Here is a 12,331-nt window from a genome sequence, read left to right as displayed (position 1 = left end):
ATGGTTATCCTTCCGGGTGAATAAGACCACATTGACCAGCGCGGGTAGCGCGCTGGTCAATGGTTCGAGGTGGGGGATCAGACGCGGCTGAGCAGGTCCCTGGCAATGGCGATGATCTGCATCTCGTCAGTGCCGGCATAGATCTGCAGAATCTTGGCATCGCGCATGAGTTGCTCTACGCGGGATTCACGCATGTAGCCATAGCCGCCATGGATCTGCACCGCTTCTGTAGCCACCTCCATGGCCGTCTGGGCGGCGTACAGCTTCATGGCAGAGGCTTCCGCCAGTGTCATCTGCTTGCCTTCGGCGGTCATCTCGATATAGCGGAACACCATGTTCTGCAGATTGGTGCGCGCCACTTCCATTTTCGCGAGTTTAAGCTGGATCAGCTGGTTCTGGCCGATGGGGCGGCCAAACTGGCTGCGATCATTGGCGTACTGAACCGACAGTTCCATGGCCCGTTCCACCATGCCCAGGGCCATGGCGGCCACGCCGGCACGTTCCTGCATGAAGGTGCCTTTGGCGCCACTGCGCCCGTAACTGTCCTCGCTGCCACCCAGCAGGCGGTCTGCGCCCACTTTCACGTCGCTGAGAAACAGCTCGCCGGTGGGGGAGGAGCCAATGCCCATCTTCTTGAAGGGTTTGGATTGCTCGAGGCCTTCCATGCCGCTGTCGAGGATGAAGGAAACAATCTTGCGCTGCTCCGGGGCGACGCCTTCCTCATCAAGTTTGCAGATCAGGATGATGGTGTCGGCGAAGGGGCCGTTGGTGATCCAGGTCTTGCTGCCGTTGATGATATAGCCGCCATTGCCGTCGCGGCGTGCCAGGGTTTTCATCTGGCCAAAGGCATCGGAGCCGGCGTTGGGTTCGGAGATCGCCCAGGCACCCACCTTTTCAAGGGTGAGCAGAGGCAGGGCCCAGCGTTCTTTCTGCTCGATGGTGCCCTTGCTCATGATGGCGCCGCCGGCCAGTCCCATGGACACCCCCATGGCGGTTACCAGTCCCTGGGCATGGCGGCAGATCTCGATGATGGGAATCATGCGCATGGCCGCTTCCTCGCCGGCCATGGCGGAGGGGCCATCCTTTTTCTTTTCTTCCACGGTCTCGCCAGCTGCGATGGCTTTTTCCCGGGCCAGCTGTTTTTCAAAGTTTTGCTGGGCCATCACATCCATGCCAAACGTCTTGATCAGCTTGCGCAGAATGTCGTACGGAGGAACGCCGTTGTACTCGATATCATCCAGTTGCGGTACTACTTCCTTTTCTACGAAGTCGCGCACCATCTTCTGGATCATCTGTTGCTGTTCTGACCACTGAATCATGGGGTTGTCCTGTTAATTTTGGATTGGATCAACAGTAACAACATCCTTCCGGCTCCCGCATTGATCATAACGGACGGAATCATTGACGTTCGAGATCAATGGGCGACAAGTCGGACGTCAGAAGTTGGAGGTCTGACGCCACTGGGCTGGCGCGATGTTACAGGGCGGTGATACAGGGGAAGGGGTCGAAGCGGACGCGCATGACCAGTGCATCGGGGCCTTCACTGCAGGCCGCGGCTTCGATGTCGTCGGGGCGCAGGCGCGGGTGGCTGCCATTGAAAAACTTCTCTGCGGCACTGGCATTTAGGGTGCGCGCCCGGGCTGCCTCATAGGTGATGCCATCTCCGCCCAGCAAATGGCGAATATACTCGGCACAGGCCACATCCTCGTCCCCGGTGGGGTGTGACGCCACCAATACCACGGTGGGTGGGTTCAGCTTGCGCAAGTAGTTGGCGGTGGCTTCGGCGTTGACCAGTCCCGCCACCAATACCTCGCGGCTGTCCTTCGCCCTCAGGGTGGCGGCAACCCCGTTGGTGGTGCGCAGGATCATCTCCCGGTCCGTCAGATCCGCATGATCCATTTCCCAGGGGGAATTGCCGAAGTCGAAGCCCTTGATGGGCAGGGCGTCCACTTCCCCCGCGAGCAGGGCCTCGGGCAAGTGTTCATCGCGCAGGGCAAAGGCCTGCTCGGCACTGGCCACTGGCCAGATGCAGCGCAGCCCCTTGCGAAAGGCATGGTGACTGGTGGTGAAGGCGCGGATCACGTCGATCACCACGGTGATGCCATGGAGGTTATGCGGCGGATTGTGCCCCTGGGCAATATGAATATCCATAAAACTCCTTGCGGGGCAGTCTTGAGGCCGTTTAAAACAGCAGGCCAATGCCCCAGGTGGCATTGTCGAAGATTTCTTCTTCGCTGTCCTGGTATTGCTCGGCGGCGATGGTAAAGGTGATGCGATCGCCCAGCGTCAGTCTGTCCTTGGGGGTATGTGTTCCGGACAGGAAGTCCATCACCGAGCGGAAATTGAAATCGGAGCGGAAGCGAATCAGATCACCATGGTTGCCGTAGCCGTATTGAATCTGAATGATGCGGCTGAACCCGATACCGAAGTAGGCGTTGTTCACCCTTTCTCCGTCGGCCTCGGAAAAGTCATCGCGGCTGTCCGCACGCAGTGGTGAGTCACCAAATTTCTTGGTGGAAACGCCACCGTTCAGGGCCACACTGCTGTAGTTGGCATCTACAAAAAAACCGGTATCAATGTCTTCGGTGGGATCAACGCGGCCCACGGACACAACCGTGCCCCGGATCAGGTTAACGCCCTTGTAGAGATCTTCTGCCTGTGCGCCGCTGCTGAGCAGGGCGAGTGTGAGTATCATGGTTATTATTGTTTTCATGGGTATCCCTCCGTGAACAAGTCGCCATTATGCCTACAGTGAGTGAGGCTTTCATCACTCGTGATGCGCAATGGCCTGTTTGGCGGCATACGAAACTACAGGGTTCTTGCAAGGCACCACACCCTGACGGAGGCTGCTCCTGCATCCAGCAACGCCTGGCTGGCTGCCCGGGCGGTGCTGCCAGTGGTCATGACATCATCCACCAGCACCAGGTTGAGGTCTTGTACGTCTGCCTGGCATCGAAAGGCGTGGCGCAGATTGCGCTGGCGCTGCTTGCGGGTCAGTCCTTGTTGGTGCGGGGTTGCCCGGTGACGTACCAGGGCACGGATCACCGGTCGCTGCCAGCGGCGACCAAGCAGGTTGGCCAGGCGTTCGCTCTGATCAAACCCCCTGCGCCAGCGGCGTTGCCAGTGTACTGGCAGCGGACACAGTTGATCGCAGTCCGGCCAGGGTAGGGAGGCCGCGCCGATCAGCTGCTGCAGGGCTCTCTCGTTGACCAGCTTGCCATGATGTTTAAAGCCCTGAATCAGCAGGTTCAGCGGAAACTGATACGGATACAGGGCTGTGCTGGCAGAGAAGCCAGGTGGTTGGCGGATGCAGCGGCCGCAAAGCGGCGGGTCATCGGGCTGGTGGCGTTGCGGATCGGCGCCACTGAAGGGCAGGCCGCAGCGGCATTGGGCTTCCTGTATGGGCTGGAGCAGGGTCTGGCAGGGGAGGCAAACCAGGTTGCCGTGGCGGGAGCCGCACAGCAGGCATTGCTCGGGTTGATCAAAAAATAGGCATCGGTAAACTTTTGTTGCTTTGCTGAGGTTGACAGGTGGCATGGTGCTCCCTAGCCTTCTAGGCTCGAATCAAGGAGACAAGCATGCCCGCCACCGCCAGCACCGCCCAATCGCTTCAGGCTGAAATGGCTGTACGCCATGACTGGAAACGCAGTGAGATCGAAGCGCTGTTCGCATTGCCGTTCAACGACTTGCTGTTTCAGGCTGCCAGCATTCATCGGGCCCATTTCGATCCCAATGCGGTGCAGGTGAGTACGCTGCTGTCCATTAAGACCGGTGCCTGCCCGGAAGACTGCAAGTATTGCTCCCAGTCCGGCCATTACAACACCGAGCTGGAAAAGGAAAAGCTGCTGGAAGTCGCGCGGGTGGTGGAAGAGGCCAAGGCGGCCCGTGACAAGGGCGCATCCCGCTTCTGCATGGGCGCCGCCTGGCGCAGCCCCCGCGACCGCGACATGCCCTATGTGCTGGACATGATTCGGCAGGTGAAAGGGCTGGGCATGGAAACCTGCATGACTCTGGGCATGCTCGACAAAGGCCAGGCGGACGCCCTGGCCGATGCCGGTCTCGATTACTACAACCACAACCTGGATACCTCGCCGGAATACTACGGCAAGGTGATCACCACCCGTACCTATAACGATCGACTGAGTACCCTGTCCAATGTGCGCGATGCGGGCATGAAAGTGTGCTGTGGCGGCATTGTCGGCATGGGTGAGGAACGTGATGACCGTGTCGGCCTGCTGCAGCAGCTGGCCAACCTGCCGCATCACCCTGAATCCGTGCCCATCAACATGCTGGTGAAGATCGAAGGTACTCCGCTGGCCGATGTGGACGATCTTGATCCCTTCGAGTTTGTCCGTACCGTGGCCGTGGCCCGTATCCTCATGCCGGAGTCCTACGTGCGTCTCTCTGCGGGTCGTCAGGAAATGAACGACGAAGCCCAGGCCCTGTGTTTCATGGCGGGTGCAAACTCCATCTTCTATGGCGAGCGTTTGCTGACCACCGACAACCCGGAAGCCAACCACGACCAGTTGCTGTTCAAGCGTTTGGGAATCCACCCGCTGGATCCTCGTCACGAGGCGTCCGATGAAGCCCATGAGGAAGCTATCAAGGCTCAGGTGGCCGAGCAGGAAGCCGAGGAAGCAGGCCTGTTCTATAACGCGATGGACAAGCGTTCTGCCAAACACGTGCTCGACAAGGATACGGGTCGTCCTGCTACCACCGAGCATTGATGGCTCATGGGCTTTGATCTGACCGAGGATCTGGCGGCGCGTCGCCGCCAGCATCGTTTTCGCCAGCCGCTGGTCATGGACAGCCCCTGTGGCCGCCATGCGCGTCTTGATGGCAGGAATTATCTGAACTTCTGCAGTAATGACTATCTGGGCCTGGCCAATGACGGTGACGTCATTGAGGCCTTTCAGAAGGCCGCCGGTGAGTGGGGGGCAGGCAGTGGTGCCTCCCATCTGGTGTGCGGCCATCAGCGTCCTCATCAAGACCTGGAAGAGGCACTTGCCGAGCATACCGGTCGGGAACGGGCGTTGCTGTTTTCCACCGGGTACATGGCCAACCTGGGCGTCATGTCCGCGTTGCTGGGAAAGGCGGATGCGGTATTTGAAGATCGCCTCAATCATGCCTCTCTGCTGGATGGTGGTCTGCTCAGCGGTGCCCGCTTCCGGCGTTTTGCCCATAACGATGCCGACTCCCTGCATCGCCTGCTGCAACGCAGCGATGCCCGCCGCAAGCTGGTAGTGGTCGATGGGGTCTTCAGCATGGATGGCGATGAGGCCCCGCTGGCGGCGCTTGCGGATGTGTGCGAGCACAACGATGCCTGGCTGATGGTGGATGATGCCCATGGCATTGGGGTGTTGGATGAAAAGGGCCGCGGTTCCCTGTTCGCCCAGGGCGTGAACGATCGAACGCAGATTCTTATGGGGACCCTCGGTAAAGGCCTTGGCACCGGCGGTGCCTTTGTGGCCGGCAGCACTGAGTTGATCGAAACCCTGATACAGTTCGCCCGTACCTTTATTTACACCACCGCCATGCCGGCAGCTGTGGCAGCGGCCACTCTGGTGAGCCTGAAAAAGGCACAGCAGGAAAATGGGCGCCGGGAAAAACTGGCAGATTTGATCAAGCATTTTCGCCATGGGGCCAGTGAACTTGGCTACAGCCTGATGCCATCTCAGACGCCTATTCAGCCACTGCTGATTGGCCGCGATGAGGATGCCATGGCGCTCAGCGGGGCGCTCAGGGAAAAAGGTTTTCTGATTACTGCCATTCGCCCGCCTACCGTTCCGGAAGGCGAAGCGCGTTTGCGGGTGACATTGTCGGCGGCCCATGATCCTGACGATGTGGATGCGTTGCTGGCGGCCTTGGCTGCGATCAGAAACAGGAACTCAAACGTCTGACGCCAGCCACTAGAGCCCGATTATGTTGTTTGTTTTTGTCATCAGGCCTCTGATGTCAGAGGTCTGATCAAGGGAACCCGAATGCCTAAGTTGATCCCCTTTCACAACACCTATAAAGCCACTGGTGTCGATGATGCCGAGGCGCAGGACATCGTTCTGATTCATGGCTGGGGCCTGCATGCCATTGTCTTCGATGACATCGTGCCTGCCTTGCTGGAGCGCTTCCGGGTAACGGTGGTGGACCTGCCGGGTATGGGCCAGAGTCCGTTACCGGGGGCGGATTACTCTCTGGATTTTCTTGCCGATGAAGTGCTGTCGATCATGCCCGGGCACGCCCACTTGCTGGGCTGGTCCCTGGGAGGGCTGGTGGCGCTGGCCATGGCCGGGAAAGCCCCTGAAAGGGTGAAGTCTGTGGTGACGGTGGCTGCCTCGCCACGTTTTACCACGGGGGAGAACTGGGACGCCGCCATGAAACCGGAAATTCTTGGCAAGTTTGCCGAAATGTTTGATGAAGACCAGGAGGGCACCCTGGTGCGTTTTCTGGCGTTGAACTGTAAAGGGAGTGCGGCCATGCGCGAGGACACCGCTCGTCTCAAGGAGATTCTCTATTTTTGCGGACTGCCGGCACCGAAAGCGCTGCGTGGTGGGCTCAACATTCTCCGTGATGCGGATCTGCGCGTTGTGCTGTCGACATTGGCCATGCCGGTGCTGATGGTGTTTGGTGAGAACGATCATATTGTCCCGGCGGCGGCCATGGCCGCCAGCGAGCCTTTGATCCAAAACGGTCGCACTGCCCTGATTGAACAGGTGGCCCATGTGCCTTTCCTGTCGGCCCCGGAGACCTTTACCCGAGCAGTCTATGACTTCTATCGCGAACATCAGCTGGTCGGCTGAGATGGTAAGCCCCTCGCCCGACAAGCATGCCGTCAGCGACCATTTCAGTCGCGCCGCACGGAGCTATGATGAGCATGCCCTCCTGCAGCTGGCGGTGGGCCGTTCTCTGGTGCAGCGGTTGCCGCAGACGCTGCCAGTGAGTGCGGCGCTGGATCTGGGCTGTGCCACGGCGCCCTTCGCCCGTGCCCAGCAGCAGGCGTTGCCGAATGCACAGTGGCAGGCCGTGGATTTGTCCCGCGCCATGTTGAGTGAAGCCGCTGAGCGCGGCAGGTTGAACCAGGATTATCGGCCTTTATGTGCGGACGCGGAGCAGCTGCCCTTGGCCGACGGGAGTCAGGGGCTGGTATTCAGTTGTTTTGCCTTGCAGTGGTGTGACCCGCGTACGGTGCTGAAAGAAATTGCCCGGGTGCTGAGTCCTGGCGGTCGATTGCTTCTCGCGCTGCCACTGGCAGGGTCCCTGAAAGAGTTGCAGCAGAGCTGGCAGGCAGTGAACCGCCGCCCCCATGTGAATGCACTGCCTTCCTTTACGGAGTGGCAGGACGCGGCGCTGCAAGTCGGCTTCGTGGATGCCGAGCTGCAGCAGCAGGTAATGGTGGAGTATTACGATTCCGTCAAAGCCATTGCCCGACGGCTTAAAGCCACGGGTGCCGATCATGTCAGTGGTGCGTCAGGCCTTACCGGCAAGAACGCATGGCAGGCGATGGTGGAAGAATACGAGAAGAAAAGAACGGAACAGGGATTGCCGCTTACGTGGAATGTGTTGTTCCTGGAAGCGGAAAAAACACAGTAACTCGTCACTCGAAACGCACTGATGACAAAGGGGGTATGACCCCCGCAACAACGACGATGCAAACATGACAGAACAGAAACCCCAACTCCCCGCCCTGAAAGGTATCTTCTTCGTCACCGGTACCGACACCGAAGTCGGCAAGACCTGGGTCAGTTGTCGTTTGCTGGAGCGGGCCCGGGAAGCCGGGTTGAGCTGTTACGGACTCAAACCGGTTGCCGCGGGCTGTGAGGAAACTGCTGAGGGGTGGCGTAACGATGATGCCCTGCAGTTGATGGCAGCGAGTTCAGTGACGTTGCCTTATGACGTGGTGAATCCGGTAGCGCTGAAAGCGCCGGTGGCGCCGCATATTGCGGCCGAGCAGGAAGGCAGGACGATTACCCTGGCGCGTCTGACGGGTTATGTGCGCGGGGCGCTGAATGCCCACCCGGCAGATTTGATCCTTATCGAAGGGGCGGGGGGCTGGCGGGTGCCGTTGAACGATCGTGAGATGCTGTCAGCCCTTGCCAAGGAACTGGATGTGCCGGTGATTCAGGTGGTGGGCATGAAGCTTGGCTGTATCAATCATGCACTGTTGACGGCGGAAGCCATTGAAAAGGATGGCCTGCGGTATGCGGGCACCATGGCCAACTGTTTTGGGCAGATGGAGGTAAAGGAAGAGAACCTGCTGACGTTGCGCCGGCATCTCCCGGGGGCCTTTGCCATTATCTGAGCCGTTTGCTGCAGAAAATAACAAGAGCGTTTCATCGTAGCGTCATGCGGTCGTCATCTTTAACTGGGCGGTTACAGGCGGCAACATAGCACTACAGTGCCACTACTCAAGCCCCACTGTCCGAGTGCAATTTCCTGCTCAAAATTAAAACCCATGCATAAGCATGGCGTTTAATTTTCAGGGGGAATTCATGGACAGCAAACGACGGGGGCTGATCAAGGCTCTGGGTGTTGGGGGAGGCCTGGCGCTGGCGGGCTGCGGTGGCAGCAGCTCTTCTGCCGCACCAGCTGGTACACCTGCAGTGCGAACCCCCAACCTACCTGATGATCTGCCAGAATCTGTGGTGCCCTCGGTGACTTTTGTCCATGGAGTGGCCTCCGGTGATCCATTGTCGGACCGGGTGATACTCTGGACCCGAGTTACCCCGGCGGAAGACGGTGACATTCCGGTGCGGCTCACTGTGGCAACGGATCAGGCCATGTCACAAACGGTGGCGGTCTACACAGCAACGGCAACCGCCGCGCGCGACTACTGCGTGAAAGTGGATGCCGAGGGTCTGCAAGCGGATCGCTGGTATTACTATCAGTTCTCTGTCGGTACCCAGACCTCACCGGTGGGGCGGACCCGCACCTTCCCCGAGTCAGACAACTTTATCGATCGGGCACGCTTCGCGGTGGTGTCCTGCGCCAACTATCCCTATGGTTTTTTCTCCGTGTATCGCGCGGTGGCCCAGCGTTCCGACCTGGATTTTGTCCTTCACCTTGGGGACTATCTGTATGAGTACGGTCCGGGCGAATACGGTGATTTCCCCGAGCGCGATCCGCTGCCACCCCAGGAAATGGTTTCCCTCACGGATTACCGGCTGCGTCATGCCCAGTACAAGACCGACGAAGATCTGCAGGCCGTACATCAGCAGTTTCCAATGATTGCGGTCTGGGATGATCATGAGTCTACGGACAACAGTTATCGTGATGGTGCCGGGAACCATCAGCCGCTCACCGAGGGTGACTGGGAGGCGCGCAAGGCGGTGGCCCAGCAGGCCTATTTCGAGTGGCTGCCGATCCGTCCCCGTGAGCCGGGAAATTTCAGTGTGATTTACCGGCAATTCCAGTTCGGCGATCTGATCGATCTCACCATGCTGGATACTCGCCTGGAAGGCCGTGATGAGCAGCTAGGCGTACCGCTGGATCCTGCGCGCAACAGCGAAAATCGCCATCTGATCAGTGCCGAACAAATGGACTTCCTGCTCGATTCCCTCAGTCAGTCCACGGCGCAGTGGCGCTTCATTGGTCAGCAGGTCATGTTTGGGCAGCTCAACATTGCCGAACTGCCCAGCCTCACTGAAGATCAGGCACAGCTGCGCAGCAATTTGTCCGCCATCAACATGGATCAGTGGGATGGCTACGCGGCGGATCGTCTGAAGATACTCAATCACATTGACGATAACGATATCGATAACGTGGTGGTGCTGACCGGTGATATCCACACCTCCTGGGCCACGGAAATCTATCGCAACCCCTCCTCCCTGTTGGGCGACCTGTTCGACAAGCCGTTGGCGGCCGAATTCGTGACCCCGGCAGTGACCAGTCCGGGTTTTCCTGACGGCGCAGCAGAACTGGCTGGCGTTCTGATTCCGGTAGTGAATCCGCATATTCGTTATGTGGAAGCCAAGTCCCGCGGTTTCATCCTGGTGGATGTGACCCGCCAGCGCACCCAGGCCGAGTTCTACTATGCCCAGAGCATCGAGTCCTATGATTTGCGCGGCCAGATTGATACCAGCAAGACCAAGGTGGTGGCCGTGAACAGCGGCGACAGTCGCATTGTTGAAGACGGCCCAGTGTCATGGCCAAGAACGCTGCGCACCGCCCTTAACAATCCAGCCCTTCCCCTGAATTCCGTATCCGGTAACGAGGTATTGTCATGATGTCCCCCTGGAAATTATTGCCGCTGGTTGCGGCGATCACGTTGACCGCCTGTGGTGGCGGCAGTGGCAGTTCATCCGGGGGAGCTGCGTCTTCCGGTAATACCCCGACCCCGAATCAACCGGTCGATCCGGATGGGGGTAATGAAGGCGTCAATCCCCCGGCGGCGCTTCGCTTTGTGGTTATCGGTGATTCCGGCAGCGGCTCTGCGGGTCAGTATGCGGTAGGTGAAGCCATTGCCCTGGTCTGCGAAAACAAGGATGAATTCTTTGATGACATGGCCTTCCCGGGCTGCGATCTGGTAGTGGGCCTGGGGGATAATATCTACGAGTCCGGCGTGACCAGCGTGGATGATCCCCAGTTCGAGGAAAAATTCGAGAAACCATTTGAGCCGGTACAGTTGCCTTTCTACATGGTGCTGGGCAACCACGACAACACCGCCTATGTGGGCGGTGACGGTGCCGGTAATGCCCGTGGTGAATTCCAGGTGGACTACACCTACTTCGACGGCAAGTTGTCCAGCCGCTGGAACATGCCGGATCGTTACTATCAGCATAGTGCCGGAACCACGACTACCAATCCGCGTCCGCTGGTGGATTTCTTTGCGCTGGATTCCAACCCCATCGCAGGTGGTTTTGCCGACCCCGATCTGGCCTATGCCTATCACACCTACGGGATTGATCAGCGCAACTGGGCGGTGAATGCACTGGGCAGCTCCGATGCAGTCTTCAAGATTGCCATGTCCCATCACCCGTATCTGTCCAACGGTTCCCACGGCAATGCGGGCAACTATGACGGTGTCCCTGGTGAGTTGCTGCCAGTGCTTGCCGGTGAGCGCTGGAAGGCATTCATGGAGGAGGCGGTGTGTGATCAGGCGGACTTCCTGTTCGCCGGCCACGACCACGACCTGCAAGTACTGAATGCAGTACCGTCCTGTGGCCGCACCGAATTCATCATCAGCGGTGCAGCCGGCAAGACCCGCTCGCTGGCCGATACCGAACGCAACGCTGCCCGTTATCAGCAAGGTGACACGTACGGCTTCTTCTGGATGAAAGCCGCCGAGGCCAACCCGGTAACCATGGCGCCGGCCAGGCTGTGCGTGGAGGCCTATACCGTGGACCCCGAGGCGGAAGGCCTGGGTGTCATGGTGGATGGCCAGCTTCAGCCAGCATTTTCGCACTGCTTTGAAAAGCAGCTGATGACAATGATGGCCGGCGGTAACGATTTCTCCGGCCAGAACCTAGGGGGGTATGCCTTGCCGTTGCCTCTGCCGGAAGGGTTCGATGCCGGCTTCACCGGCCCGCTCAAGGAGCTGCGGGAAACGCTGGTCGCCGGCTTTACTGAAGCTGGGGCTGGCCTGCCGGAAGATCAGCGGCAGGTATTCGACCAGATGCTGGCGGGTACTGACATCCTCTTCAATGCGCTGGATGCGGCAACCGCCGCCATTCTGTCCGGAAACACCAGTGACATGAGCCAGTCCGTGGAAGCTGTGCTGGCGGCCTCCGAGCAATTGCAGGCCATCGACACCAGCGACCTGCCGGAGCCCTTCAACCAGTTGGGGGATGCCTTTGATGCGTTCGCGGACGGTTTCGGCAACGGGGGGATTGGTGCCGGCCAGGGTGATACCACAGCGGATATTGCCTTTATTGCGGCGCCGCTGGTGGCGCTGGCCCGTAATCTGGATAACATCGTGGACGGCATTGAAGAGCAGGTGCCAGAAGAGGTGCCGGTCTTTGCTGGCCTGACCACGGTACTGTCTACTGTCACCCTTGGCCTTGCCAATACCCTTGAGCAACTGGTGTTGCTGGACACCTCTGCCACCGGCGAGCAATTGGTCGGTACCGTGGCCGCCACTCTGCAGGCTCTGGTGGGGGATGTTCTGCTGCTAAACCAGATTCCTGGTGCCGAAGACTACGTGACACTGCCAGGTGATGCCCTCTCATCGACCTTGCTGGTGGTGGTGCGTGAAGTGACCCAGCAGCTGGATGAGCGTGTTCTCAGTCCTCTGGATCCGCTGCTGGATCTGCTCTCGCCAATCACTGGATTGCTGGCCGGGCTGCTGGACCTGTTCTGAACTGGTCCGGACTGTCAGGGAGGCCGCAAGGGAAACCTTGCG

Annotated in this window: 11 protein-coding genes; 7 read left to right on the top strand and 4 right to left on the bottom strand. The window is 59.1% G+C overall.

Annotated elements, in window-relative coordinates; all coding sequences use genetic code 11:
* Positions 1 to 77: 77 nt before the first annotated feature.
* The 4 genes from GQF00_RS06575 to GQF00_RS06560 all read right to left on the bottom strand — a co-directional run bounded on the left by GQF00_RS06575 (position 78) and on the right by GQF00_RS06560 (position 3,537).
* Positions 78 to 1,319: an acyl-CoA dehydrogenase family protein gene (locus tag GQF00_RS06575; RefSeq protein ID WP_161318379.1), complete on the bottom strand. Its 1,242-nt coding sequence runs from the start codon at positions 1,317 to 1,319 to the stop codon at positions 78 to 80.
* Positions 1,320 to 1,476: 157 nt separating this feature from the next.
* Positions 1,477 to 2,151: a 2-phosphosulfolactate phosphatase gene (locus GQF00_RS06570; RefSeq protein ID WP_161318378.1), complete on the bottom strand. Its 675-nt coding sequence runs from the start codon at positions 2,149 to 2,151 to the stop codon at positions 1,477 to 1,479.
* A gap of 31 nt (positions 2,152 to 2,182) precedes the next feature.
* Positions 2,183 to 2,713, bottom strand: a complete 531-nt coding sequence (locus GQF00_RS06565; protein ID WP_161318377.1) for a hypothetical protein — start codon at positions 2,711 to 2,713, stop codon at positions 2,183 to 2,185.
* Between the two features lie 95 nt (positions 2,714 to 2,808).
* A complete protein-coding gene (locus GQF00_RS06560; RefSeq protein WP_161318376.1) occupies positions 2,809 to 3,537 on the bottom strand; it encodes a ComF family protein in 729 nt (242 codons plus the stop codon).
* Between the two features lie 41 nt (positions 3,538 to 3,578).
* Between GQF00_RS06560 and bioB the strand changes: the two genes are divergently transcribed.
* The 7 genes from bioB to GQF00_RS06525 all read left to right on the top strand — a co-directional run bounded on the left by bioB (position 3,579) and on the right by GQF00_RS06525 (position 12,289).
* Entirely contained in the window at positions 3,579 to 4,727 is a 1,149-nt protein-coding gene (bioB, locus tag GQF00_RS06555) for a biotin synthase BioB (RefSeq protein ID WP_161318375.1), read from the top strand.
* A gap of 6 nt (positions 4,728 to 4,733) precedes the next feature.
* Positions 4,734 to 5,900: an 8-amino-7-oxononanoate synthase gene (bioF, locus tag GQF00_RS06550; protein ID WP_161318374.1), complete on the top strand. Its 1,167-nt coding sequence runs from the start codon at positions 4,734 to 4,736 to the stop codon at positions 5,898 to 5,900.
* Between the two features lie 81 nt (positions 5,901 to 5,981).
* Positions 5,982 to 6,794 carry a pimeloyl-ACP methyl ester esterase BioH gene (bioH, locus tag GQF00_RS06545; RefSeq protein ID WP_161318373.1) on the top strand — a complete coding sequence of 271 codons (813 nt, stop codon included), beginning with the start codon at positions 5,982 to 5,984 and terminating at the stop codon, positions 6,792 to 6,794.
* Positions 6,760 to 7,584: a malonyl-ACP O-methyltransferase BioC gene (bioC, locus tag GQF00_RS06540; protein ID WP_237440428.1), complete on the top strand. Its 825-nt coding sequence runs from the start codon at positions 6,760 to 6,762 to the stop codon at positions 7,582 to 7,584. Before bioH ends, bioC begins: the two co-directional genes overlap by 35 nt.
* Before the next feature lie 64 nt (positions 7,585 to 7,648).
* Complete coding sequence (gene bioD / locus GQF00_RS06535; protein ID WP_161318371.1) at positions 7,649 to 8,293, top strand: dethiobiotin synthase; 645 nt, start codon at positions 7,649 to 7,651, stop codon at positions 8,291 to 8,293.
* A gap of 190 nt (positions 8,294 to 8,483) precedes the next feature.
* Positions 8,484 to 10,217 (top strand): alkaline phosphatase, encoded by a 1,734-nt coding sequence (locus tag GQF00_RS06530; RefSeq protein ID WP_161318370.1) that lies wholly within the window; start codon positions 8,484 to 8,486, stop codon positions 10,215 to 10,217.
* Entirely contained in the window at positions 10,214 to 12,289 is a 2,076-nt protein-coding gene (locus tag GQF00_RS06525; RefSeq protein WP_161318369.1) for a metallophosphoesterase, read from the top strand. The genes GQF00_RS06530 and GQF00_RS06525 overlap by 4 nt, the downstream gene beginning before the upstream one ends.
* Positions 12,290 to 12,331: the final 42 nt, after the last annotated feature.

It is taken from the genome of Alcanivorax sp. DP30, from assembly GCF_009882945.1.
Taxonomy (GTDB): Bacteria; Pseudomonadota; Gammaproteobacteria; order Pseudomonadales; family Alcanivoracaceae; genus Alcanivorax.
Note: the sequence above shows the minus strand (reverse complement) of the source record. Positions and strands in the feature narration are given on the sequence as shown.

What these genes read in the sequence shown, in the direction of transcription:
- GQF00_RS06565 (WP_161318377.1), bottom strand. Translation starts at nt 2,713, where the DNA reads ATGAAAACAATAATAACCATGATACTCACACTCGCCCTGCTCAGCAGC.
- bioB (WP_161318375.1), top strand. Translation starts at nt 3,579, where the DNA reads ATGCCCGCCACCGCCAGCACCGCCCAATCGCTTCAGGCTGAAATGGCT.
- GQF00_RS06525 (WP_161318369.1), top strand. Translation starts at nt 10,214, where the DNA reads ATGATGTCCCCCTGGAAATTATTGCCGCTGGTTGCGGCGATCACGTTG.
- GQF00_RS06560 (WP_161318376.1), bottom strand. Translation starts at nt 3,537, where the DNA reads ATGCCACCTGTCAACCTCAGCAAAGCAACAAAAGTTTACCGATGCCTA.
- bioD (WP_161318371.1), top strand. Translation starts at nt 7,649, where the DNA reads ATGACAGAACAGAAACCCCAACTCCCCGCCCTGAAAGGTATCTTCTTC.
- bioH (WP_161318373.1), top strand. Translation starts at nt 5,982, where the DNA reads ATGCCTAAGTTGATCCCCTTTCACAACACCTATAAAGCCACTGGTGTC.
- bioF (WP_161318374.1), top strand. Translation starts at nt 4,734, where the DNA reads ATGGGCTTTGATCTGACCGAGGATCTGGCGGCGCGTCGCCGCCAGCAT.
- GQF00_RS06575 (WP_161318379.1), bottom strand. Translation starts at nt 1,319, where the DNA reads ATGATTCAGTGGTCAGAACAGCAACAGATGATCCAGAAGATGGTGCGC.
- GQF00_RS06530 (WP_161318370.1), top strand. Translation starts at nt 8,484, where the DNA reads ATGGACAGCAAACGACGGGGGCTGATCAAGGCTCTGGGTGTTGGGGGA.
- bioC (WP_237440428.1), top strand. Translation starts at nt 6,760, where the DNA reads ATGACTTCTATCGCGAACATCAGCTGGTCGGCTGAGATGGTAAGCCCC.
- GQF00_RS06570 (WP_161318378.1), bottom strand. Translation starts at nt 2,151, where the DNA reads ATGGATATTCATATTGCCCAGGGGCACAATCCGCCGCATAACCTCCAT.